Below are 22,085 nucleotides of genomic sequence, written 5' to 3'. Positions count from 1 at the left end.
GTGATTTGGGGCGTTCTTTCCCCGAGCGCGTCCGTCGTTCAAGCTGACTGAGGGGGTTCTGTACCATTCAGTCATAACCAGACGTTTTTCGGAGTACGATACATGCCAACATGTTCCGAGGCCAGAAGCAGCCTGCTCACCCTGCTGCGTGGCGCAGAACATTTCAACACAGAGGTCTTTCCCGCGAAGGAAGCCCTGTTTGCCAGCTTGGCAAAAGGGCAATCGCCCGGCGCTCTGTTCATCGCCTGTGCCGACAGCCGGATCGACCCCAACCTGATTACCCAGACAGAACCGGGCGACCTGTTCATTCTGCGTAACATCGGCAATCTCGTGCCCGCTTACGGCGAAATGCTCGGAGGCGTGTCCTCCGCCATTGAATATGCCGTCATGGCGCTTGGCGTTTCCACCATCATCGTCTGCGGCCATTCCGACTGCGGTGCCATGAAGGCCCTGCTCGATCCGGAAAAAAGCGGTCTGGACACCATGCCTACCGTTAAAAGCTGGCTCCGCAATGCAGAAGCCGCGCGCGCAGCAACCCTGAACACCTTCCGGTCCGAGGATGTTGGCCCGGCCACGGTGCGCTGCATTGCCGAGCAGAACGTCCTGCTCCAGCTTGCCCATCTGCGCACGCATCCGGCGGTTGCGGCGGGGCTTGCCGGGGGCACACTGTTCCTGCAAGGCTGGTTTTATGACATCGGCAGCGGCGAAATCACCATTTTGGACGAACAGACCCGCAAAAGCGTTTCCATCGACGACGTTATCAAAAAGCTCGAAACCGAGCCTGCATAACACGCCTACCGATGCGGGGCTTTTGGCCCCGCATCTTTTACGCCTCCTGCGCCATTGCAGGCATACAGGACTGGCCCTGCTGGCATTATACCAGCCTGCCCATGCCACACCCGCCTACCACGCCATCAAGCTCAGCACATGGAATATGGAATGGCTGCTTGATGAGACAGCGCCCGCAAGCCGGGCAGCCCCGCTCGATATATCTCCCCGCACCGCAGCCGATTACGCGCTTATGGCCAGCATTGCCGCGCGACTGAACCCCGACCTTGCCGCCGTGCAGGAAGCCGATGGCGCACGCAGCCTCTCCCGCGTTTTTTCTCCGCAGCGTTATGTTATTTTCACAACGGATGACACCGTTCTTCAACACACGGGACTGATCGTGCGCACTGGGCTGGAGGTAACCCGCCACCCCGATGTGCAGGAACTCGACATCACCCCACCCGATGCACCGCACCATCTGCGCAGTGGTTTAGATATGACTGTGCATTTTGCCCATGCAGACCTGCGCGTACTGGTCGTACATCTGAAAACCGGCTGCTGGGATGATCCACCCGAACAAACCCACCATGCCTGCCCCCTGCTGGCGCGGCAGTTCAGAATACTCTCGGAATGGATCAGCGAACGCACACACTCGGGCGAAGCATTTGCCATTATGGGGGATTTCAACCGCAGGCTGAACGTGCGCGACCCCCTGTTCCTGCAATTACAGGAAAACGCCAGACTGGATCTGACAACATCAGGATATGCCAGCCCCTGCCTGGGAGGCAGCTATTTTATTGACCATATTATTCTGGGTGGCCCCGCCATAGGCTGGAAAGACCCGGACTCCCTCAGCGTCATGGCCATACCGCAAGACAGCAGCCACCAACTGAGCGACCATTGTCCGGTTTCCATAACCCTGCATATTCCCGCCTGACGGTTGATACAAAAAAGAATGGCCCGCCAAGCCTTTTTCAAGACTGGCGGGCCATCCCACACATATCAGACCAGAACCGTCAGATCAGGCGCGTGCTGAAGCACCACCCGAACGACGCGGGCCACCACGGCCACCGCCGCCGCCACCCTGACGCGGGCCACCGCGACCACGGCCACCGCCGCCACCCAGCACCGGCGGGCGCTGGTTTGAAAACTCGGCTTCTTCCGAATGCCACGGATGATCGCGCACGATGGGAATGGATTTGCCAATCGTCCGCTCAATATCGCGCAGCCACGCGCGCTGCTCAGCATCGCACAGCGAAACCGCCCAGCCATCACGCCCCGCACGCGCCGTACGGCCAATGCGATGCACATAGCTTTCCGGAACATTCGGCAGATCGTAATTGAAAACGTGGCTGACTTCATCCACATCAATGCCGCGCGCGGCAATATCGGTCGCCACCAGCACCTTGACTGCACCGGAACGGAAGCCCTTCATGGCCCGTTCACGCGCACCCTGCGACTTGTTGCCATGAATGGCTTCAGCCACAATGCTGTTCTTGTTCAGGAACTCAGCAACCTTGTTGGCTTCATGCTTCATCAGCGTAAACACGACAGCCCGTGCCACCTTGGGGGATTCCACCATGGTCAGCAGCGCATCGCGTTTGTCCGAAGCGCCATTCACGAACATGACAGCCTGCTGGATACGATCCACCGTGCTGGACGGGGGGGCGACCTCAACCCGCGCAGGGTTGTTCAGAAGCGAAGCCGCAAGGTCTTCAATGCTGCGAGGCATGGTGGCCGAGAACAGCACGGTCTGGCGCTTTTCAGGCACAAAGGTCATGATCCGGCGGATATCGCGCACAAAGCCCATGTCCAGCATGCGGTCGGCTTCGTCGAGCACCAGAATTTCGAGGCCGGAAAGATCAATATGCCCCTGCCCGATCAGATCAAGCAGACGGCCCGGAGCGGCCACCAGCACATCCACCCCACGGCGCATGGCTTCAACCTGACGCCCCTGACCAACGCCACCGAACACCACAGCCTGCGTAAAACGCATGTATTTGGCGTAAGCTTTAAAGCTGTCGCTGATCTGGGCCACTAGTTCACGCGTGGGGGCCAGCACCAGCACACGCGCCTGACGCGGTGCCACCGGACGCGGGGAGTTGGCGAGATGTTCCAAAATAGGCAGCGCAAAAGACGCTGTCTTACCCGTGCCAGTCTGCGCCAGACCAAGCAGGTCGCGCCCTTCAAGCAGGTGCGGAATGGAGCCTGCCTGAATAGGGGTGGGTGTATCGTAACCTTGATCCGCAAGAGCACGCAGCAACGGCGCAGCAAGTTTCAGATCAGAAAAACTAGTCATCAGGACGAACCTCTTCGTGCAGCCTGAAAACGAGACACAGCCACCTTTTTCAGCTAAGCACCTATGGATAGTCACAACGGCATGGCACCGGCAGCCCCCAAGGGGACGGGCCATTCATCCTTCCCGCATCAAGGCAGGGCAAGGACAGCGGGTTTATGGAACTGTGTCTTTCCTCCGCAGCCCGTATATAGGGGCAGGAGCCTGCTCAGGACAAGCCTACAGGACTATAATGGTCCTTAAACTTTTTTATCGAACTGACACGCAAGGCTTTTCATCCCCTCTGAGCCTCGGCCAAGTCAGAAGGAAAAATCCATATACCCTGTTATTCTGAAACAATCTTTCAGAAGCATTCCTGCATTTGGAATGAAAGTACCAGACATACGCGCACACGCAAATCTAACAAAAAATTTAGGTGTCGCGCTTTCGTCAGTCGTCCCGTCGCCTCAGCAAAAACAGTGCCTGCTCACCAAACAGGTTGGCCAAACGGATAGAGCGCCGCCAGGGGGCACGCTCCCCTTCCTCATCCACCGCCATCCACTGCTCCACGCTGTATCCTTCCTCGGCGCACAGGGCCAGAAAGTCGCGGATGGTACAGGGGTGGATATTGGGCGTATCATACCACGCCGTATGCCAGACCGCCGTCATAGGCATCCGCCCGCTCAGCAGCAGCTTGAGCCGCAACTGCCAATGACCGAAATTGGGAAAGGACACAATGGCATAGCGACCGATACGCAGCATCTGCCGCAGCACCTCACGCGGGCGGGCAACAGCCTGCAAGGTGCGCTGCAACACCACGTAATCAAAGGCGTGATCGGGATAATGCGCCAGATCATGATCGGCATCGCCATGCACCACAGGCAGGCCGTGAGCGACCGAACGCGTGACAAGCTTCATGTTCAGCTCGATTCCACGTGCATCGCACCCGCGATGACGGAACAGATGATCAATCAGCAGACCATCTCCACTGCCGATATCCAGCACCCGCGTGCCGGGTTCGATCATGTTGGCTATCAGGCGTTGATCAAGCCGCATCAGACCAGCCCCGCATGTTCAGCCACACCACAGAGGAACCCCCGCACCGTCCGGTCGAAATCGGGTTCATCCAGCAAGAAGGCATCATGCCCCTTGTCGGTGTCAATTTCGACAAAAGAGACATTGGCCGCCGCCTGATTGAGTGCACGCACCAGAGCACGCGCGGCCGATGTCGGGAACAGCCAGTCCGATGAAAACGAGACAACACAGAACCGCACCGGCGTGCGGGCAAAAGCGGCTGTCAGTTCACCATCGTGGTCTGCCGCGATGTCAAACCAGTCCATTGCGCGGGTAATCGACAGGTAGGAATTGGCATCGAACCGCCGCACAAAGCTTGAGCCCTGATACCGCAGATAGGATTCCACCTCGAAAATATCGCTAAACAGCGACACTGGCCCTTCCGGCCCCGGCCCGCTGACCGGGCCGCGCCGGGTCCTTCGCCCGAATTTACGGGTAAGCGCTTCTTCCGACAGGTAGGTGATATGCGCCATCATACGCGCAACAGCCAGCCCGCGTGCAGGCACCACATCGGCCTGCCAGTAACGCCCGCCACGCCAGTCAGGGTCGGCAATAATAGCCTGACGCCCAACCTCGTTGAAGGCGATATTCTGCGCGGAATGGTAAGGCGCTGTGGCAATGGGCATGGCAGCCAGCATCATGTGCGGGTACGTCACTGTCCATTCCAGCACCTGCATGCCGCCCATGGAGCCACCCACAACAGCAAAAAGGCGCTGCACGCCCAGAGCATGCACCAGCTTATACTGCGCGCGCACCATATCGCGTATGGTAATGGGCGGAAAATCAGTACCCCACGGCTCTTCCACCCCTTCGGCATTACGCCGCAGAGAGCGTGGCCCGGTGCTGCCCATGCAGCCACCCAGCACATTGGAGCAGATCACGAAAAAACGGTCGGTATCAATCGGCTTGCCCGGCCCCACCATGCGCTCCCACCAGCCGGATTTACCGGTTAGCGGGTGGGACTCCGCCACATACTGATCGCCCGTAAACGCGTGGCAGATCAGGATGGCATTATCCCCCCGCTCGGACAGGGTGCCATAGGTACAATAGGCAAGGTCGATGGGTGCAAGGGTTACACCGCAATCAAGCTCCAGCCCTTCCTGAAAATGGATATGCCGATGATGACCAATTTCGAGGGGTGTTGTACTGCTCATAAGGGAATGCTCGTTCTCCAGCCTGACCCGTCGGGCCTGTAGGGGGAAGAACACCTTACTTCCCGTTTACAGGAACACCCGACAGGCAGGGCAGGTTCAGTGTTCCATTTTGAGCGCTGCAAGAAAAGCGCTCTGCGGAATTTCAACCTTGCCGAACTGGCGCATTCGCTTTTTGCCTTCCTTCTGTTTTTCCAGAAGTTTGCGTTTGCGAGAAATATCACCACCATAACATTTGGCGGTCACGTCTTTTGACAGCGCGCCAATGGTTTCACGCGCGATAACACGGCTACCGATAGCCGCCTGAATGGCGATCTTGAACAACTGGCGCGGGATCAGGTCTTTGAGACGTGCGCAAATGGAACGGCCACGCGTTTCCGCCGCCGAGCGATGCGCGATAAAGGACAGCGCATCCACCGGCTCCTGATTGACCAGAATGGAAATCCGCACGAGGTCACTCTCCTCGTAGCCATCCATCTGGTAATCGAAGCTGGCATAACCACGCGTGAGGGATTTCAGGCGGTCGTAAAAATCGAACACGACCTCGTTCAGCGGCAGGCGATAGACCGCCATGGCCCGGCTGCCCACATAGGTCAGATCGATCTGTGAACCACGCCGCTCCGTACACAGGGTCAGCACGGCTCCCAGATATTCATCGGGCACCATGATGGTAGCCTTGATCCAGGGCTCCTCGATCCGCTCGATCAGAGAGGGATCGGGCATATCGGCCGGGTTGTGCAGTTCCTCGCGCTCACCATTGGTGCGCTCGATCTTGTACACCACCGAAGGCGCTGTCGCGATCAGGTCGAGATCGAACTCGCGCGACAGGCGTTCCTGAATGATTTCAAGGTGCAAAAGCCCCAGAAACCCGCAGCGGAAGCCAAAACCAAGAGCTGCCGATGTTTCCGCCTCGTAGTGGAAGGAAGCATCGTTCAGGCGCAGCTTGGCGAGACTGTCACGCAGCTTTTCGAAGTCATCCGCAACAATCGGGTAAAGACCGCACCACACAACGGGAATGGAGGGTTTAAACCCTTCCAGCGCCGTCGCGGCCGGGCGGCGATCATCGGTAATGGTATCACCCACATTACAGTCGGCTACGGTCTTGATGGCGGCGTTGATATACCCCATCTCGCCCGGCCCGAGGCTGTCAACAGCCATCATGCGCGGCGCGAACACCCCGACCTGATCAACCTGATGCACCGCACCAGACGACATCATGCGGATTTTCATGCCCTTTTTCAGGCGGCCTTCCTTGATCCGCACCAGCACGATCACGCCCAGATAGGGATCATACCAGCTATCGACCAGCATGGCCTGCAAGGGTTTTTCCGCATCACCCTGCGGCGGCGGCAGGCGGGTAACAATGGCTTCGAGCACGCCTTCGATATTCAGGCCGGTTTTGGCGGAAATTTCCACCGCATCATCCGCCGGAATGCCGATCACTTCCTCAATCTGCGCCTTCACGCGTTCAGGTTCGGCGGCTGGCAGATCAACCTTGTTGAGAATAGGCACGATCTCGTGGTTGGCATCTATGGCCTGATACACGTTTGCCAGTGTCTGGGCTTCAACCCCCTGCGAGGCGTCCACCACCAGCAGCGAGCCTTCGCACGCGGCCAGCGAACGGCTGACTTCATACGCGAAGTCAACATGTCCGGGCGTGTCCATCAGGTTCAGGATGTAGGTATTACCATCCTTTGCCGGGTAGGACAGGCGCACGGTCTGCGCCTTGATGGTGATGCCACGCTCGCGCTCCAGGTCCATGTTATCCAGAACCTGATTGGTCATTTCACGCGCGGTCAGGGCGCCACAAGCCTGAATGAGTCGATCCGCCAGAGTGGATTTTCCATGATCGATATGTGCGATGATGGAAAAGTTGCGGATGAGCGAAAGAGGTGTATCGGTCATGCTGCTCCCTTTAAGGGAAATAAAGGAAAAAGTCAGCCGGTTCCTGCATGCCCGACACGAGTTGACGCATTTTTTTCGCGCTACCGGCAAAGATAGCCCATAAGTGGCTAGGCGGTGGTCATAACAATCCGGTGCAGGTAATGGCCTTCGCTGTCAGGAACGACCCTGCCCTCACCTTCTGGTGCATCAAACGGGCGGATAACCCCGGGCGTCTGTTCGCTCATGATCCCGACACAGGGGGCTTCGCCCGGCACAACCAGCAAAACCCGATCCTGCGCACGCACGGCAAGGCCGGGCAGCAGCACAACCGAAGCCCCTTCGCGCAGCACAGGTTCGCATAGGTCGGTATCAATCCGCACGACATAGGCCGGCGGAGACAGATTGAAGGGGCAGTCCATCCGTTCCCATGCGGCGCCAGTGGGCAGGCCATGCCTGTCAAAAAGCCCATCCTGCCCCAGATGCGACAGCGGCAGCCCCCACATTCCGCCCTCAGCAGCGACTGTCTCCAGCGCCTGCTCCGCCCCCCAAGATGGTAATGGCCTTTTCTCCAGCCCGGCGGCAAAAACACTCAGCGGTGTGTCCAGCACATCAAGCGCACGCAACAGACTGCCCAAAGACAGCCAGCGCACCCGACCTTCCCCCTCGCTCCTGCGGGATGGGTTGAACGCTGTCGGGTCAAGCCCGGCGGCGCGCGCCAACCCGGAAGGTGTCAGCCCCCGCTCACGCGCGAGGGTATCAAGGGCGAGCCAGACATCCTGTGCAGCAATCATGTTTCTGAACGGGCATGCAGCCCGTGACGCAGGATTTCCTGTGCGTGACGCTGCCGGCCAGCAGGCGTCATGACAAACCGCCCCTCAGCAGAACAGGTGACAAACCCCATGCGCTGCATGCGCTCAAGGCATGGGTCGTCTTTCAGACCTTTCGGTCGCCCCGCCGCTCCAGCCAGCGACACCCTGTGCAGAGCCGAACGGCAGCAGGGCTCAAGGTAGGGTTCTTTCCACATGCGTGCAGGATTACCCATCCACCCCGCGCCCGCAAGCACCACACCATGCCCCATAAAAAAAACGCGACCCAAAAAGGGCCGCGTCTTCATAACATCACAATCCGTCAGAACGGGCGGGGCTGAAAAACTCAGCCCCCCACACAATCAGACAGAGTAGTACATTTCGAACTCAACCGGGTGCGGCGTGTGTTCGAAGCGATACACGTCGTTCCACTTGAGAGCGATATAGCTTTCGATCTGGTCTTTGGTGAACACGCCACCGGCCAGAAGGAATTCATTGTCGGACGCCAGAGCTTCCAGAGCTTCACGCAGCGAACCGCAAACGGTCGGGATCTGCTTCAGTTCTTCGGGCGGCAGGTCGTACAGATCCTTGTCCATGGCATCGCCCGGGTGGATCTTGTTCTTGATGCCGTCCAGGCCAGCCATCAGCATGGCGGCGAACGCCAGGTAGGGGTTGGCGGTCGGATCGGGGAAGCGAACCTCTACGCGCTTTGCCTTGGGGCTGGTCGCGTAGGGGATACGACAGGAAGCGGAGCGGTTGCGGGCGGAGTAAGCCAGCAGCACCGGCGCTTCAAAGCCGGGGATCAGACGCTTGTAGGAGTTGGTGGAGGGGTTCGTGAAAGCGTTCAGCGCCTTCGCGTGCTTGATGATACCACCGATGTAGTACAGCGCCGTGTCGGACAGATCAGCATAGCCGTTACCCGCGAAGGTGGGCTTGCCGTCTTTCCAGATGGACTGATGGACATGCATGCCCGACCCGTTATCACCGAAAATCGGCTTGGGCATGAACGTGGCCGTCTTGCCATAGGAATGGGCAACGTTGTGCACGCAGTACTTGTAGATCTGCATGAAGTCGGCAGCGCGCACCAGCGTTTCGAACTTGGTGCCCAGCTCGTGCTGGGACTGCGCCACTTCATGGTGGTGCTTTTCGATTGCCAGACCCATTTCGCCCATGGTCGCCAGCATTTCGGCGCGCAGGTCGCTTTCGCTGTCAACCGGAGCAACGGGGAAGTAACCACCCTTAACACCGGGGCGATGGCCCATGTTGCCTTCGGGGAAGTCCTTCAGGGAGGCGTCAGGCCCTTCGATGCTGTCGAGCTGGTACTTGCCGTAGTTCGGGCCCGTGCCGAACTGCACGTTGTCGAACACAAAAAACTCGGCTTCGGGGCCGAAGAACGCCGTATCACCCAGACCGGAAGACTTCAGGTACTGCTCAGCCAGCTTTGCGGTGGAGCGCGGGTCGCGGTTGTAGGGCTGTCCGGTGGACGGCTCAATGATGTCGCAGAACAGGATCAACTGCGGACGAGCGGAGAACGGATCCACCACAGCGGAGGTCGCATCCGGCAGCAGCACCATGTCGCTTTCGTTGATGGCTTTCCACCCAGCGATGGAAGAGCCATCGAACATGAAGCCATCGGTAAAACTGTCTTCTTCAATGGTGCTCACATGCTGGCACGTATGCTGCCATTTGCCATGCGTGTCCGTAAAGCGCAGATCCACCAGCTCAATCGCGTGTTCCTGGATCAGCTCAAAAACCTTGGCAATTGCAGCGGCCTTGCTGTCGCCCGCCGAAGCTGTTTTCTTTACCATGCTCTTCTCACCTAAAAGCCTGAGACACGTGCCGCACCCCGCGACACGCACTGTATGACCAAAGGGCCAGCCGTCTGCCTTTCATACCGGACACGCCGACATGAAAAAATCAGATGGCGTCGCCCCCTCGTTCCCCCGTGCGGATTCGCACAACGTCTTCCACCGGAATCACGAAAATCTTGCCATCACCGATACGCCCCGTACGGGCTGCGGCCGAGATTGCCTCAACCGCCCGTTCGACCATGGAAGCAGGGCAGACGACTTCGATTTTCATCTTGGGCAGAAAATCGACGATGTATTCCGCGCCGCGATAAAGCTCGGTATGCCCTTTTTGCCGCCCGAAGCCCTTGGCTTCGATTACGGTTATGCCTTGCAGTCCGAGTTCATGAAGGGCTTCCTTCACTTCATCCAGTTTGAAGGGCTTTATAATGGCTTCGATCTTTTTCATATCGCGTCGTCAGCACACCATGTCATGAGCCCGGCTTGCGGGCTGTCCGTACCTGTCATTCCACAGCCGTACCGTACCCGTTCCGGCGCACGGCGGCGTGTGGTCCCACACTTGCACGCCTTGCTCCGCCGGGCAATCGGTAGATGTGAATTTGTATCGATCCGGCATTAAAACCCGTTCATACGCGCCCTGCCCGATCTTGACATGAGTCTTTTTCATTTTACGAAGTCCCGGCAAACGGGCAAGGAATCCTGCCCATGACCAGAACGCTCAATCGAAACCTTGCGGCCCAGCCGACAACCATCTTCACCATCATGTCCGAGCTGGCCCGCCAGCACGATGCCATCAATCTCGGGCAGGGCTTTCCCGATACGGAAGGCCCGCAGGATATGGTGCGCGTAGCGGCTGACGCCCTGCTGGACAACCGCAACCAGTACGCCCCCCTGACCGGCCTGCCCGAACTGCGTCAGGCCGTGGCCGATGCCAGCCTGCGGTTTCAGGGCATAACCGTCAGCCCCGATTCGGAGGTGGTTGTCACCTCGGGCGCTACGGAAGCGCTCGCCGCAGCGTTTCTCGCCCTGATCGAACCGGGCGACGAAGTGGTGCTGATGGAACCGCTATACGATACGTATCTGCCGGTCATCCGCCAGCTTGGGGGCATTCCCCGTCTTGTGCGGCTGGAAGCGCCGGACTGGGCGCTGCCGCTCAAGGCGCTGGAAGACGCCTTTTCCTCCCGGACAAAGGCCATTGTGCTCAATAGCCCGATGAACCCGACCGGCAAGGTATTCAGCACCGAAGAGCTCGATTTTATCGCCAGCCTCGTCCGCCGCCATGATACCTACGCCATCTGCGATGAGGTGTATGAGCACCTCGCCTTTGGTGCGCCGCATGTCTCGCTCATGACGCGTGATGGCATGCGCGACCGCTGCCTGCGTATCGGCAGCGCGGGCAAGAGCTTTTCCCTTACGGGCTGGAAAGTGGGTTATGTCACGGCAGCCCCGGCGCTGACCGCCGTTGTGTCCAAGGCGCACCAGAATCTGGTTTTTGCCACGCCCCCCAACCTGCAACGGGCCGTTGCGTTCGGGCTGAACAAGGACAGCGCCTATTTTACCGAACTCGCACGAGATATGGACAAGAAGCGGCTGATCCTCTCCTCCGGGCTGGAACGGGCCGGGTTCCGGGTTCTGCCCTGTCAGGGCAGCTATTTTGTCATGGCTGATATTACACCATTCACACAGGATGGCCCCCAAAGCGGGATGGATGACGTGGCTTTTTCCCGCCTGCTTACGCAGCAGGCACGCGTCACCACCATTCCGGCTTCGGCTTTCTACGACCCGAATGGGCAGACCCCACCACCACGTAACCTGATCCGTTTCGCCTTCTGCAAACGCGAAGAGGTGCTGCTGGAGGCCGTAGCCCGGATCGAAGCATGGAAAAACAACCGGGCATGATTTTTTCCATGCCCGAACGCGTTCTTGCGGTTGACGGGTGGGAGCGTTTTCTCTAAACGTCCGCTTGCTGTGTGGCGGACGTAGCTCAGCTGGTAGAGCGCCGGTTTGTGGTACCGGTGGTCGCGGGTTCGAGCCCCGTCGTTCGCCCCAGCATATTTTTCCCTTTTATAATTGATACCTGGCAGACTGCCGCACATTCCCTAACCGCTTTTTGGTTAGACGGAACGCAGCCCGCATGACAGATGTCCCTCGTCCCTAGGGTACTGTTTTCTCCCGCGCACACATGCGATACTGGGGCGATGAGCGAGCCCCTTTACCCGCCGACACCACAGGAAGCGACCTGCCCTGTCTGCGGCAACCCCCATGCCATTTTTAGTTTCCACGTGCACAGACCTGAACTCAACAGATACGATCTGTTCCGCTGCCCGGACTGTGCATTGGTGTTCGTCTCCCCCTTTCCATCAGACGACGCGCTCCAGTTATTTTATCAAACGACTTACCGGCAGGCCTCCAGCACCTTCTACCCCAAAGCCTCCAGCCGCCGCTGGAGAGCGTTCTGGCGCAGTCTGGTCTTTCTGCCGCAAGTCGTAGGGAAAGATGTGCTGGATATCGGCTGCGGAGGCGGCTTCATGGTTGACGCGTTTGCACGGCTAAAGGGGCGTGCTTCCGGGTTGGACATCAGCCAAAACAGTATCGATTATGCCAGAGCGCATTTTAAACGCGGCACGTTCTATTGCGAAAGTCTGGAGGCGTTCCAGAAACGCGGCCTGCAATTTGATTTTGTTTTCACATCCGAGGTTCTGGAGCATCTGCCCGGCCCGACGGAACTGATGCAGACACTCTGCGCCGTGACACGCCCCGGCGGGTTTGTGTATGTCTCCGCCCCCAATTACGACCATCCGCGTACCCCCACGGATCTGACACAGTGGGATGCCATGTGCCCACCAGAGCACCTCATGTTTTTCAGTCCGCAAACTGTCATCCGGCTGTTTAACGATTACGGCTTTGCCCTTTACCGCAATTTTGGCAGTAAAACCCCGGCCCATTCGATGCTGTTCCGCCGCGCAGCCTGAAACACGGCGCAAACAGCCGCGCCGCGCGCACCCGTCAAACCCCCAACTTGTCACAACAACGCTAGTAACCCCTGTTTTTGTGGCGAAAAACCGCCACAGACGCGGGATGCCGCCATTTTCTGTCCTGATTGTGAAGAGTGCTCTCTCCGGTTCCGCCATAAGGTCTTTAATCCGTCTGGCGCATACGTTGATGAACTTCCATACGCCAGACGCACTAAAACTTCGAAGACGGAATATCTCACAATGGCGAAAATAAAGGTCAAAAACCCGGTTGTGGAAATGGACGGGGATGAAATGACCCGTATCATCTGGCACTTCATCCGTGAGCGCCTGATCCTGCCCTATCTGGACATTGACCTGAAATACTACGACCTGGGCATTGAACACCGCGATGCAACGAACGATCAGGTCACCATCGACGCTGCCGAAGCCACCAAGCGCTACGGTGTGGCGGTCAAGTGCGCCACCATCACCCCTGACGAAGCGCGCGTGACGGAATTCGGCCTCAAGAAAATGTGGCGCTCGCCCAACGGCACCATCCGCAACATCCTTGATGGCACCATTTTCCGTGAGCCGATCATCTGCTCCAACGTGCCGCGTCTTGTCCCGCACTGGACCAAGCCCATCGTCATCGGCCGTCATGCCTATGGCGATATCTACCGTGCGGCAGAAACGCGTATTCCCGGTGCGGGCCGTGTCACGCTCAACTTCGTTCCCGAAGATGGCGGCGAACCGATGGTGCTGGACGTGCATGACTTCAAAGGCCCCGGCGTGGCCCTTGGCATGCACAATACTCGTGCGTCCATCGAAGGATTCGCCCGCGCGTCTCTCTCCTACGGGCGCGACCGCAAGCTGCCGGTTTACCTGTCCACCAAAAACACCATCCTCAAAGCCTATGACGGCATGTTCAAGGACGTGTTTCAGGACGTGTACGAACGTGAGTTCAAGGCCGAATTTGAAAAGCTGGGCCTGACCTACGAACACCGCCTGATTGACGATATGGTGGCCTGCGCCCTCAAATGGCCGGGCGGCTATGTATGGGCGTGCAAAAACTACGATGGCGATGTGGAAAGCGACATCGTGGCACAGGGCTTCGGCAGCCTTGGGCTGATGACATCCGTTCTGCTCAGCCCCTCGGGCGATGTGGTGGAAGCAGAGGCCGCACACGGCACGGTCACGCGCCACTACCGCGAGCACCAGAAAGGCAAGCCTACCAGCACCAACCCGATTGCCTCCATTTTCGCATGGACGCGCGGTCTGGCCTATCGCGGGCGCTTTGATGATACGCCAGATGTCGTCAACTTCGCCAACACGCTTGAGCGTGTTTGCATCGAAACCGTTGAAGGCGGTCAGATGACCAAGGATCTCGCCCTGCTGGTTGGCAATGGCGCGAAGTGGCTCGACACACAGCCCTTCCTTGACGTGCTGGACGAAGCACTCAAGAAAGCGCTGCCCAAAGCCTGAAAAACATCAGGCCCGGCATAAAATCCGGGCCTGAACACACCGGGGCGCACACCATCCCCGGTTTTTTTACACGCGGCTCTGTACGGGGCCGCGTGTTTTTTCATGCCTGTTTTCAGGCCTTTCCCCTTGCGGTTTGGCACGGCCATATCCCTGCCTCAATATCCCGGCAGCCTTCCTGCACTGACTGCCCGCTCTTGCATCCGGGCCGCTCTTGGCCCTATGCCCGCAGCAAGACCAGACAAGCAGGATGGATGCTCAATGACCGACATGCCGGCCGAAACAGACGTAGCCATTATCGGTGCAGGCCCGGCAGGCCTGTTCGCAGCTTTTCAGTGCGCCATGCTGCGCCTGCGTTGCGTGCTGATTGATGTCCTGCCTGAAATCGGTGGCCAGTGCGCGGCCCTTTACCCGGAAAAGCCGATTTACGACATTCCGGCCTGCCCCGCCGTGGAAGGTGCGCAGCTTATCGCACGCCTTGATGAGCAGATTGCCCCCTTCGCCGCACCGCGCCTGCTAGGCCACAAGGTGGAAAGCCTGAGCGGCCAGCGCGGACAGTTCGTGCTCGGCACCGATAAAGGGGCGAGCCTTGCAGCCAAGGCCGTGATCATCGCCGCTGGCGCTGGCGCATTCGGCCCAAACCGCCCCCCGCTGGATGGGCTTGAAGCTTTCGAAACCAGCGGTGCGGTGCAGTATTACGTACGCCGCAAGGCCGAGTTTGAAAACCGGCATATCGTGATTGCGGGCGGGGGCGATTCCGCGCTCGACTGGGCGCTAGCACTCAAGGACAAGGCCGCACGCGTCTATCTGGTACACCGGCGCGACCGCTTCCGAGGCGCACCCGAAAGCCTGCGCCAGCTTGATGAGGCTGTCGCCGCCGGGCTGATCGAAAAGGTAGTGCCTTACCAGCTTCATGCCCTGCGCGGTCAGGATGGCAAGCTGGAAGGCGTGGATGTGATTGACCTGAATGGTCAGATTCGCACCCTTGAAGCCGATGTGCTTCTGCCCTTCTTTGGTCTGGCGACAGATCTTGGGCCGGTCGCACGCTGGGGCATGGATACGGCACGCGCCACCATTCCCGTAACCCCATCCACCTGCGAAACCAGCCTGCCCGGCGTGTTCGCCATTGGCGATGTGGCCACCTATCCCGGTAAGCTCAAGCTGATCCTGCAAGGGTTTAGCGAGGCTGCCATGGCCGCCCATGCGCTTTACCCCATCGTCCACCCCGATCAGGCGCTGCATTTCGAGTATTCCACCACCAAGGGTGTTCCCGCTGGCTAAGAGGCCCGCACACCTGCCCTTTCATCCGCCTGCGAGGATGCTGCCGTGAAAGTGATCATTCTGGGCGCGGGAGTCATCGGGGTGACTTCGGCCTGGTATCTGAGCCAACTGGGCCACGATGTCACCGTCATCGACCGCCAGCCTGAAGCCGCGTCTGAAACATCCAGCACCGGCACAGGGCAGATCACGCCGGGTTGTGCTTTTCCATGGGCCAGACCCGGACTGCCGCTACAGGCTATGCGCTGGCTGTTAAGCCCGCAGGACAGCCCCTTGCGGCTACGCAAATGGCCAGACCCCGCCATGCTGCGCTGGCTTGGCCTGTTCATGAATAACTGCTCCGCCCGCGCCTATGCGCTCAATGCAGCGCGCATGCACCGGGTGGCAGAATACAGCCTCCACTGCCTTGATGCACTCCGGCAGGAAACCGGCATTACCTTTGATGACAGGCAAGATGGGCTGATCCGCCTTTTCCGCACCCATAAACAGATGGAGCAGGCACGCCGCACCGCTCCCTTGTTGTCCGAGGCCGGAATCGCGCACACGTTCATGACGGTTGAAGGCATTCTCGAACACGAGCCGGGACTGGCCCATTCAGCCCCGTTACTGGTCGGCGGGCTGCGCCTTGCGCGTGAACAATCAGGAAGTGCCAGCCTGTTTACGCGCCGTCTGGCCCGTATGGCGCAGGCCGCTGGTGTGCGCTTTCTCTACAATACGGCCATACAGGGACTCGATGCCTCCACGGACCGTATTCTCTGCGTCCGCACCAGTGCCGGGCGTCTGAGCGCGGATAGCTATCTTCTGGCCTTGGGCAGTTACAGCCCCAACCTGTTGCGTAAGCTGAACATCCGCCTGCCGGTTTACCCTATCAAAGCTTACTCACTGTCTCTGCCACTGACAGATGAAAGCCATGCCCCGCTCTCGATGGTGGAGGATATCTCTCATCATGTCTCCATTACGCGACTGGGCAGACATATCCGCCTGAGTGGCTCGGCTGATCTGGGGGGCTATACACTCAAAAGCAGCCCACGGCTTCGGACGGTCATGGAACTGTCTTTTTCGGAGCTTTTTGGCGGGGGTGATCTGGCAGAGGCCACAAGCTGGACAGGGTTAAGCCCCTGCACGCCAGACAGCACGCCCATTATCGGCCGGGCAGATCCGTTCAGCAATCTGTGGCTCAACACCGGTCATGGCATGCTGGGCTGGACAATGGCCTGCGGTGCTGCGCGCGTGGTGTCTGACCAGATATCTGGCCTGCAACCAGAAATTCCCGCACTGGATCTCTCGCTAAGCCGCTACCGGCCTGCCTGAAACCTTACGGCCACCTCGCAGCCACCTGCCGGGCTGGCCGCAACACCATGCCCGACATAAAAAAAACCGGGGTCCTGAGACCCCGGCCTTTTCAGCCACCCTGCCTGACCTGTTCGGCCAAGCGGGCGGAACCCTGTCGGGCTGCTTACTGAGCAGCGCCTTCAGCGGCAGGAGCTGCGGCTTCGCCTTCAGCGCCCTTCTTGTCGTGCTTCTTGTGGTGATGCTTGCCGTGGCCCTTGTGGTGCTTGCCTTCGGTCTTCTTGGCTTCAGACGCATCGGCAGCGGCGGGAGCAGCAGCAGCAGGCGCTTCAGCAGCGGGAGCAGCCGGAGCAGCAGGAGCGACAGCAGCAGGAGCAGCGGCGGCAGGAGCAGCAGCTTCCTGAGCGAAGGAGGGAGCAGCCGCACCGAGCAGAGCAACGGTGGACAGGGCGGCAAACAGATGACGAGAAATCATATCTAATATCTCCAGACAAAAAACGGCCTGCAAACCCTGTTCAGACAGTTTCGTACCATCTGCAAGGACAATCGCCGGTCACGCCCTTTATCGGTAGCACGGCATTTATGGGCCGTCTTGGTCTAAAATTTTTGCAATCCGGGGACATTTCCCCGAACCGACTTATACGCACCTTATTTTGACCACAAATGCCCAAACCCTATCCCACAAACAAAACCGGCCCTACCTGAGGTAGAGCCGGAACTGAAAGATCAGCCTTCGTTTTTGCGCTTCTTACGCTCGTGGGGATCGAGGTAACGCTTGCGCAGACGCACGGCAGAGGGGGTGACCTCAACCAGTTCGTCGTCCTCGATATAGGCAATAGCCTGTTCGAGCGACATGCGACGCGGCGGAACCAGCAGCAGGGCTTCGTCCTTGCCGGAAGCACGCATGTTGGTCAGCTTCTTTTCACGAATCGGGTTCACTTCCAGATCGTTTTCACGGGAATGCTCACCGATGATCATGCCCTGATAAACGGTCTCGCCCGCATCCACGAACAGCGTGCCGCGATCCTGCAGGGAGAACAGCGAATACTGCGTGGTGGTGCCGTCTTCAGCCGAAATCAGCGAACCATTGCGGCGGCCTTCGATGGTGCCGGCATAAGGCCCGTAATGGGAGAACAGGCGGTTCATGATGCCCGTGCCGCGCGTGTCGGTCAGGAATTCACCATGATAGCCGATCAGCCCGCGTGAAGGGATGGTGAACAGCAGACGCACCTTGTCGCCACCGGACGGACGCATATCCTGCATCTGACCTTTGCGCATGGACATCTTTTCCACCACGACGCCCGAATACGGCTCGTCAACGTCGATCGTGACTTCTTCGTAGGGTTCTTCGCGATCACCGGTTTCTTCGTTGCTGCGGAACAGCACGCGAGGACGGCCGATGGTGAGTTCGAAGCCTTCACGACGCATGGTTTCGATCAACACGCCAAGCTGCAGTTCGCCACGGCCCGCCACTTCGAAAGCTTCGCTTTCCGGGCTGTCCGTCACGCGGATCGCGATGTTGCTTTCCGTTTCCTTGAACAGACGGTCACGGATCTGGCGCGAGGTCACCTTCTTGCCTTCACGGCCGCCCAGCGGGCCATCGTTGAGGCGGAAGGTCATGGACAGGGTCGGCGGGTCAACCGGAATGGCAACCAGCGGGGCGTCCTGTTCGGGAGCTGCGATGGTGTCGGGAATCGTTGCCTGAGACAGACCGGCCACAGCCACGATGTCACCGGCTTCGACTTCATCAACCGCCACGCGGTCAAGGCCACGGAAGGAGAGCAGCTTGGTCAGACGGCCGGTTTCCACTACGGAACCATCAGCGCGCAGCACCTTAACGGGCATGTTCACACGCGCACGGCCCTGCTCCACACGCCCGGTCAGCACGCGACCCAGAAAGTTGTCACTTTCCAGAATGGTGGCCGTCATGGCGAAGGGCTTTTCCTTGTCCAGTGCCGGAGCCGGCACATGGCGCAGGATCAGCTCGAACATGGGGTTGAGGTCCTTGCGGGCGCCATCAAGCGTTTCATCCGCCCAGCCCTGACGGCCCGATGCATACAGCATGGGGAAGTCGAGCTGTTCGTCATTAGCGCCAAGGGCCGCAAACAGATCGAAGATTTCGTTATGCACTTCATCGGGGCGGGCATCGCCACGGTCGATCTTGTTCACCACCACAATCGGACGGAGGCCACGGGCCAGCGCCTTGCCGACCACGAACTTCGTCTGCGGCAGAGCGCCTTCAGCCGAGTCCACCAGAACGATCGCACCGTCCACCATGCTCAGAATACGCTCGACTTCACCACCGAAGTCGGCGTGTCCGGGCGTGTCGATGATGTTGATGCGCGTATTGTTCCATACAACGGACGTGCACTTGGCGAGAATGGTAATGCCACGCTCACGCTCAAGGTCGTTGCTATCCATCGCGCGCTCGGCAACCGACTGGTTTTCGCGGAAGGAGCCCGACTGCTTGAGCAGCTCATCAACCAGGGTCGTTTTCCCGTGGTCAACGTGAGCGATGATGGCGATATTGCGGATATCCATGAATTGCCTGATTTTTCCTGCGCCCCACGCCACCGCCTTCAGCCGGGAAGGGGCGGCAAGAACATGCTGCGATATTTTGCGTGCGGCACAGATAGCCGCCCCGGCGGCAGAATGCACGTAAAATTCTCGCATCCCCCCTTCTGCTCCGCCATGCGCCCCACGCTGCCAGCACGCTGCCCAGCCCCCGCGCAGATGCACAACCGCTTTCGCGGGCACGCATTGGACAATGATAAAAATTGGAACTAAGGATCATTCTCAAATGCGCAGGCGCAACGTATGTTGACCCGTCGCAGACATGCCGCGCCCCCGCACGCTTGGGCGCGCCCAGGCAGGACGACAGGACCATGCTTCTCAACTCCCTCCCGCTTTCAGGGTGCGGCGTGATTGATCATGTGCGCGAACGCACCCCACATGACCCCGTGGCCCGCAGGCTGGGCGAGTTGGGGTTTGTACCGGGCGAAGCCGTACGCGTGGTGGCCTTTGGCCCGATCGGACGCGATCCCCTGGCGGTTGAAATCGGCTTTACACGCTTTGCCCTGCGCCGCTCCGAGGCCGAGCGCATTGTACTGCGTCCTGATCCCGGCGCACCGGAGCTGAGCCTTTCACAAGACGATATTGCAGGGCAGGAATGACAGACGCGGCTCCGTTGCGTGTAGCGCTGGTTGGTAATCCCAACTGCGGCAAGACCACTCTTTTCAATCAGCTCACCGGCAGCCGCCAGAAGGTTGCCAACTACGCGGGTGTAACCGTCGAGCGTAAAACGGGCCAGCTCGTTACGCCAGCCGGGCGCCCTGTTGTGGTCGTGGATCTGCCCGGCGCTTACAGCCTGACCGCCACCAGCCCGGATGAGGCTGTCACGCGCGATGTCTGTCGGGGTGGCTACAAGGGCGAGCCAGCCCCCGACCTGCTGATATGCGTGGTCGCGGCCACCAATCTGAGGCTGCACCTGCGCTTTCTGCTTGAACTGCGCCAGCTCGGACGGCCCATGCTGGTCGTGCTGAACATGATGGACGCTCTGCACCAGCAGGGCCTGCGCGTGGATGTCCCGCGTCTTCAGGCAGAGCTGGGCATGCCCGTTGTCACCACAATCGGCACCAAACGGGGGGGAGCCGCAGACCTTCTGGCCGCACTGGATGCCCCCCTGCCCGCACCGGCGGTGCAAGCCCCCCTGACAACGGACGGAGAGGAAGACCTGCACGCACAGGTGCGCCACCTGTTGGCCCTGTGCGTCACGCGTGAGCGCCCGGCGGCAAAAAAACTCGAATCCGTGCTCGACCGCTGGGTGCTGCACCCCGTCTGGGGCATGCTTATCCTGCTCGTGCTGCTTTTTGTCATGTTTCAGGCTGTGTTTTCATGGGCGCAGCCTTTCATGGACATGCTTGAGGCGGGCATGACCCATCTGGGCGAACTGGTCGGGGCCGCCCTGCCTGACGGCCTTCTGCGCGGCCTGATTGTGGATGGCGTCATCGCCGGGGCTGGCACGGTTATCGTGTTTTTGCCGCAGATCCTGATCCTGTTCCTGTGGATACTCGCACTGGAAGAATCCGGCTATCTGCCACGCGCCGCCTTCATGCTCGACCGGCTGATGGCCGTAGCAGGGCTGAGCGGGCGCTCCTTTATTCCGCTGCTATCCAGCTTTGCCTGCGCTGTGCCGGGCATCATGTCCACCCGCACTATCCAGAACCCGCGTGACCGGCTGGTAACGATCCTGATCGCCCCCCTTATGACCTGTTCGGCCCGTCTGCCGGTTTATGCGCTGCTGATCGGAGCTTTTGTGCCTGCGCACCGGGTTGCGGGGGTGTTCAACCTACAGGGGCTGGTACTGTTCGGGCTTTATGCGCTGGCTATTGTCAGCGCCCTGATTGTCGCACGCGTGCTCAAGCGTGGTGATAGCGACGAACACCCCCTGCTGCTGGAACTGCCAGACTACCGCCTGCCCAGCCTGCGCAGCCTCGGGCTGGAGCTGTGGCAGCGTGCGCGCATCTTCCTGTCACGCGTGGGTACGATCATTGTCACGCTCAGCATTATCCTGTGGGCGCTGTCGAGCTTTCCCGCCCCACCGCCCGGCGCAACCGGCCCGGCCATTGACTGGAGCCTGGCAGGCCGTATCGGACAGCTTATGCTACCTGTTTTCCAGCCTATCGGTTTTAACTGGCAGATTTGCGTGGCACTGATTCCGGGGCTTGCCGCTCGCGAAGTCGCGGTGAGCGCACTGGGCACGGTCTATTCCATAACCGGGGCGGAAACCGATACAGCCCAAAGTCTGGTGCCGCTCCTGTCCTCGCAATGGAGTCTGGCCACCGCCCTGTCTTTGCTGGCGTGGTATGTCTATGCGCCGCAATGTTTTTCGACGCTGGCTGTTATTCGACGTGAAACCGGCACATGGCGGGTGGTATTAATAACAGCGGCCTATCTTTTCGGGCTGGCTTACGCCGCCGCGTGGCTGACGTATCACATCACGCGTTTTCTTACTGGCTGAACCCCGGGCAGCCCTTTTTTTCAAGGAGACATGGCACCATGCTTCAGATCCTTGTTGTCAGCCTTGTTGTTGTGGCCAGTGTTCTCTACTGGCTGCACCGTCTGGCTCCGGCCACGGTTCTGCCTTTGTGGCAGGGCCTTGCCCGCACCCTGCCCGCAGGCCCGCTACGCCAGCGCGCCCAAAAACTGGCAACCCAGAAAAAAGCAGGCGGCTGCGGCGGCTGTTCCGGCTGCGACAAAAGCGGCGGTTGCCACTGACCTACCCCTGAATGCTCCAGCTATGCGGGGAGCGCACCTGT

20 protein-coding genes and 1 tRNA gene are annotated in these 22,085 nt (G+C 59.5%); 11 read left to right on the top strand and 10 right to left on the bottom strand.

Annotation, left to right across the window (positions count from 1 at the left end; all coding sequences use genetic code 11):
* Positions 1-102: 102 nt before the first annotated feature.
* Together J2D75_RS00560 and J2D75_RS00555 are read left to right on the top strand one after the other, a co-directional pair.
* Entirely contained in the window at positions 103-789 is a 687-nt protein-coding gene (locus J2D75_RS00560) for a carbonic anhydrase (protein ID WP_207851764.1), read from the top strand.
* Positions 790-811: 22 nt separating this feature from the next.
* Positions 812-1,705: an endonuclease/exonuclease/phosphatase family protein gene (locus J2D75_RS00555; protein WP_243428366.1), complete on the top strand. Its 894-nt coding sequence runs from the start codon at positions 812-814 to the stop codon at positions 1,703-1,705.
* Positions 1,706-1,789: 84 nt separating this feature from the next.
* Here J2D75_RS00555 and J2D75_RS00550 read toward each other — a convergent pair whose 3' ends face one another.
* From J2D75_RS00550 to J2D75_RS00515, 8 genes are all read right to left on the bottom strand, one after another.
* On the bottom strand, positions 1,790-3,067 hold the full coding sequence (locus J2D75_RS00550; RefSeq protein ID WP_207851762.1) for a DEAD/DEAH box helicase: 1,278 nt from the start codon (positions 3,065-3,067) through the stop codon (positions 1,790-1,792).
* A gap of 426 nt (positions 3,068-3,493) precedes the next feature.
* Positions 3,494-4,099, bottom strand: coding sequence for a methionine biosynthesis protein MetW (metW, locus tag J2D75_RS00545; protein WP_207851760.1), 606 nt, complete (start codon positions 4,097-4,099; stop codon positions 3,494-3,496).
* Entirely contained in the window at positions 4,099-5,271 is a 1,173-nt protein-coding gene (gene metX / locus J2D75_RS00540; protein ID WP_207851758.1) for a homoserine O-acetyltransferase MetX, read from the bottom strand. Before metX ends, metW begins: the two co-directional genes overlap by 1 nt.
* 96 nt (positions 5,272-5,367) lie before the next feature.
* The gene (gene lepA, locus J2D75_RS00535) at positions 5,368-7,173 is read right to left on the bottom strand and encodes a translation elongation factor 4 (protein ID WP_207851756.1); all 1,806 of its coding nucleotides are present in this window, start codon (positions 7,171-7,173) and stop codon (positions 5,368-5,370) included.
* A 107-nt stretch (positions 7,174-7,280) separates the two neighbouring features.
* Positions 7,281-7,943 (bottom strand): helix-turn-helix transcriptional regulator, encoded by a 663-nt coding sequence (locus J2D75_RS00530; protein WP_207851754.1) that lies wholly within the window; start codon positions 7,941-7,943, stop codon positions 7,281-7,283.
* Positions 7,940-8,176 carry a hypothetical protein gene (locus tag J2D75_RS00525; RefSeq protein ID WP_207852734.1) on the bottom strand — a complete coding sequence of 79 codons (237 nt, stop codon included), beginning with the start codon at positions 8,174-8,176 and terminating at the stop codon, positions 7,940-7,942. The genes J2D75_RS00530 and J2D75_RS00525 overlap by 4 nt, the downstream gene beginning before the upstream one ends.
* Before the next feature lie 144 nt (positions 8,177-8,320).
* Positions 8,321-9,766, bottom strand: coding sequence for a type I glutamate--ammonia ligase (gene glnA, locus J2D75_RS00520; protein ID WP_207851752.1), 1,446 nt, complete (start codon positions 9,764-9,766; stop codon positions 8,321-8,323).
* Between the two features lie 109 nt (positions 9,767-9,875).
* A complete protein-coding gene (locus J2D75_RS00515; protein WP_025860992.1) occupies positions 9,876-10,214 on the bottom strand; it encodes a P-II family nitrogen regulator in 339 nt (112 codons plus the stop codon).
* Positions 10,215-10,471: 257 nt separating this feature from the next.
* On the opposite strand from J2D75_RS00515, the gene J2D75_RS00510 reads away from it, so the two are divergent.
* The 6 genes from J2D75_RS00510 to J2D75_RS00485 all read left to right on the top strand — a co-directional run bounded on the left by J2D75_RS00510 (position 10,472) and on the right by J2D75_RS00485 (position 16,788).
* Positions 10,472-11,665, top strand: coding sequence for an aminotransferase (locus tag J2D75_RS00510; RefSeq protein WP_207851750.1), 1,194 nt, complete (start codon positions 10,472-10,474; stop codon positions 11,663-11,665).
* 74 nt (positions 11,666-11,739) lie between these two features.
* Positions 11,740-11,815, top strand: a tRNA-His gene (locus J2D75_RS00505).
* Between the two features lie 149 nt (positions 11,816-11,964).
* Positions 11,965-12,738 carry a class I SAM-dependent methyltransferase gene (locus tag J2D75_RS00500; RefSeq protein ID WP_207851748.1) on the top strand — a complete coding sequence of 258 codons (774 nt, stop codon included), beginning with the start codon at positions 11,965-11,967 and terminating at the stop codon, positions 12,736-12,738.
* A 243-nt stretch (positions 12,739-12,981) separates the two neighbouring features.
* A complete protein-coding gene (locus J2D75_RS00495; protein WP_207851746.1) occupies positions 12,982-14,202 on the top strand; it encodes an NADP-dependent isocitrate dehydrogenase in 1,221 nt (406 codons plus the stop codon).
* A 258-nt stretch (positions 14,203-14,460) separates the two neighbouring features.
* Complete coding sequence (locus J2D75_RS00490) at positions 14,461-15,480, top strand: NAD(P)/FAD-dependent oxidoreductase (protein ID WP_207851744.1); 1,020 nt, start codon at positions 14,461-14,463, stop codon at positions 15,478-15,480.
* Between the two features lie 45 nt (positions 15,481-15,525).
* A complete protein-coding gene (locus tag J2D75_RS00485) occupies positions 15,526-16,788 on the top strand; it encodes a D-amino acid dehydrogenase (protein WP_207851742.1) in 1,263 nt (420 codons plus the stop codon).
* 145 nt (positions 16,789-16,933) lie between these two features.
* Here J2D75_RS00485 and J2D75_RS00480 read toward each other — a convergent pair whose 3' ends face one another.
* Both J2D75_RS00480 and typA read right to left on the bottom strand, forming a co-directional pair.
* Entirely contained in the window at positions 16,934-17,242 is a 309-nt protein-coding gene (locus tag J2D75_RS00480) for a hypothetical protein (RefSeq protein ID WP_207851740.1), read from the bottom strand.
* A gap of 251 nt (positions 17,243-17,493) precedes the next feature.
* A complete protein-coding gene (gene typA, locus J2D75_RS00475; RefSeq protein WP_207852732.1) occupies positions 17,494-19,308 on the bottom strand; it encodes a translational GTPase TypA in 1,815 nt (604 codons plus the stop codon).
* Between the two features lie 344 nt (positions 19,309-19,652).
* Between typA and J2D75_RS00470 the strand changes: the two genes are divergently transcribed.
* From J2D75_RS00470 to J2D75_RS00460, 3 genes are read left to right on the top strand one after another with little or no spacing between them, the layout of a single operon-like run.
* Positions 19,653-19,940: a FeoA family protein gene (locus J2D75_RS00470; protein ID WP_207851738.1), complete on the top strand. Its 288-nt coding sequence runs from the start codon at positions 19,653-19,655 to the stop codon at positions 19,938-19,940.
* Positions 19,937-21,787 carry a ferrous iron transport protein B gene (feoB, locus tag J2D75_RS00465; protein WP_207851736.1) on the top strand — a complete coding sequence of 617 codons (1,851 nt, stop codon included), beginning with the start codon at positions 19,937-19,939 and terminating at the stop codon, positions 21,785-21,787. The genes J2D75_RS00470 and feoB overlap by 4 nt, the downstream gene beginning before the upstream one ends.
* A 38-nt stretch (positions 21,788-21,825) precedes the next feature.
* Positions 21,826-22,044: a DUF6587 family protein gene (locus J2D75_RS00460; RefSeq protein ID WP_207851734.1), complete on the top strand. Its 219-nt coding sequence runs from the start codon at positions 21,826-21,828 to the stop codon at positions 22,042-22,044.
* The last annotated feature ends 41 nt before the right edge of the window (positions 22,045-22,085 follow it).

The sequence above is a fragment of the Acetobacter suratthaniensis genome (genome assembly GCF_017377745.1).
GTDB classification, from domain to species: domain Bacteria; phylum Pseudomonadota; class Alphaproteobacteria; order Acetobacterales; family Acetobacteraceae; genus Acetobacter; species Acetobacter suratthaniensis.
Note: the sequence above shows the minus strand (reverse complement) of the source record. Positions and strands in the feature narration are given on the sequence as shown.